The 574-nt window shown below is 67.8% G+C and carries 1 protein-coding gene; it reads right to left on the bottom strand.

Going from position 1 to position 574, the window contains the following annotated elements; all coding sequences use genetic code 11:
• On the bottom strand, positions 1 to 523 hold a 523-nt coding region (locus DW297_RS15290), incomplete at its 3' end, for a DUF11 domain-containing protein (protein ID WP_240744647.1).
• Between the last annotated feature and the right edge of the window lie 51 nt (positions 524 to 574).

Raw genomic sequence — 574 nt, forward strand, 5'->3', positions numbered from 1 at the left:
CCGACAACGGGACGTTGCCCGTGTTCGTGACCGTGAACGAGTACGCGATCGTGTCGCCCACATCGGTCAGGCCGTTGCCGTTGACATCCACGGGGGCGCCCGCGGTCTTGTCGATCGTCGAACTCGGGGCGGACGCGACAGCCGGGGTGGTCGTGCTGTCGGGGTTGGACGGGACCGGGTCGCCGTTCGGATCCGTCCCCGACGCGGTGGCGATGTTCGCCACCTCACCCGCCTGCTCATCGTCGGCCGTGACCGTGTAGGTCGGTGCGGTGCAGTTCGCGACCTCGCCCGGGGCAAGGGTCGTGACATCACACGTCACCGTCCCGACCTTCGGGTCGCTCACGGCGATGTCGGTCGCCGTCACGGTCCCCGTGTTCGTCACGGTGAAGGTGTAGTCGATCGTGTCGCCCTCATCCGTGATGCCGTTCGCGTTCACATCCACCGGAGCACCGGCGACCTTGTCGAACGACAGTGATGGCACCTGATCGACCGGCGTCACCACCGTGTCGGGCTCAGACGGCACCGGGTCCTCCCCGGAAGGTGTACCCGTCGCGGTCGCGGAGTTCTCGACCCC

The organism is Microbacterium sp. PF5, assembly GCF_004794315.1.
In the GTDB taxonomy this organism is placed as follows: Bacteria; Actinomycetota; Actinomycetes; order Actinomycetales; family Microbacteriaceae; genus Microbacterium; species Microbacterium sufflavum.